Annotated in this window: 2 protein-coding genes; both read left to right on the forward strand. The window is 72.4% G+C overall.

Translation table 11 applies throughout. The features are described from left to right. Nucleotides 1–1,174, forward strand: a 1,174-nt coding sequence (locus FMEAI12_RS32720; protein WP_112109025.1) for an EAL domain-containing protein, incomplete at its 5' end; no start/stop codon positions are given. Then, nucleotides 1,171–1,470, forward strand: coding sequence for a DUF1059 domain-containing protein (locus FMEAI12_RS32725; RefSeq protein ID WP_071060673.1), 300 nt, complete (start codon nucleotides 1,171–1,173; stop codon nucleotides 1,468–1,470). The genes FMEAI12_RS32720 and FMEAI12_RS32725, both read left to right, overlap by 4 nt. The last annotated feature ends 27 nt before the right edge of the window (nucleotides 1,471–1,497 follow it).

Below are 1,497 nucleotides of genomic sequence, written 5' to 3' on the forward strand. Positions count from 1 at the left end.
GGACCTGCGCCGCGGCGTCACGGCCGGCTACGAGGCCCTGGCACGCTTCGGCCCGGACCCGCGCAACGCACCCCATCTCGTGTTCGGCGAGGCGGACCGCCGCGGCTGCGCGGCCGAGCTCGAGGCCCGGGTCCTGCGCCGGGCACTCGCCGCCCGCGATCATCTTCCCGACCGTTGTTTTCTCGCCGTCAACGTGTTCCCGCATCTCCTTTCCTCCCCCGAGGTCGCGGCGGTCTGGCGGGGCGCCGATCTCTCCCGCATCGTTCTCGAGCTGAACGAGGCCGTCGACATCGAGCGCGCGACCGGTCTGACGGCGACCTCGCAGGAGCTGCGGGACCACGGCGCGTTCCTCGCCATGGACGATGTCGGTTCGGGATATGCCGGCCTGCGCCAGCTCACCCACATCCGGCCCGATTTCGTGAAACTCGACGCGTCACTGGTCTCGAACATCGACGACGACCAGGTGAAGATCGCACTCACCGAGCTGGTCGGCGGATTCGCCAGCCGCCTCAACGGCTGGGTCATCGCCGAGGGTGTGGAGCGCGTCCAGGAGCTGACCATGCTGGTCGCCCTCGGCGTCCCCCTCGGGCAGGGCTTCCTGCTCGGACGGCCGTCCGCCCGCTGGCAGGAGCTCGACCCGGCCGTGGCCAGGCGGATCAGGCTGCTCTCCGCGCGCTCCGACCGTTCCTCGCGCATCGTGAGCCTGATGGAGCCGGTCCGGATCTCGACCGGCGACTACGGGCGCTGCGGCCAGGTCCCGGGCTGCCCGCCCTGCGCGCGCTCGCCCGCTCCAAGCGACGACGCCGGCTCGCCGTCCCCGGGCGGACGTCCCGAGGAACACGCCGAAGAACACGCCGAAGAACACGCCGAGGATCACGAAACGCTCAGGGGCGACGGTTCCGGTGGCGGGACTGCCATCATCGTCAGCAACCGGTGCCGGCCGGTCGCCGTGCGGCTGGCCGGCGGCGCGGGTGGGCGGGAGCCGCAGCGGATTCCCACGTCGCTGTTCGCGCTCCCGGACGAGCCCGTCACGGAGGTCGCCCGCCGGGCGATGACCCGGCCCGCCGGCTGCCGGTTCGACCCGGTGATAATCGTGACCGAGATGGGACGGCCTCTCGGCCTGGTACGGATGGAGCGCCTGATGCTGCGTCTCGCGGATCTGTCGGCCGCATGAGGCGGAACCGATTCTGGACGGCGCAGGCGCTGATGGGCCCGCGCCCCGTCGGCGACCCGGGCGCGCGGGTGCGCGAGGTGAGCATCGCGCGGCCGCCCGCCATGAAGGAGTTCTACTGCGGGGCGATCATCCCCGGCTGCGAGGCCCGGTTCGTCGCCGGCACCGAGGACGAGCTCCTCGGCGCGGTCAACACCCACGCCCGGGTCGACCACTCGATGGCCGACGTTCCCGCCGAGCTGGTCGACCAGGTCCGGCAGGGCATCAGGGACGCCGAGCCGGCCTCCCTCAACGACTGATCACGGCACTGGCCGCGGCGCAGGTCG

This window comes from Parafrankia sp. Ea1.12 (assembly GCF_900465275.1).
Classification (GTDB): Bacteria; Actinomycetota; Actinomycetes; order Frankiales; family Frankiaceae; genus Parafrankia; species Parafrankia soli.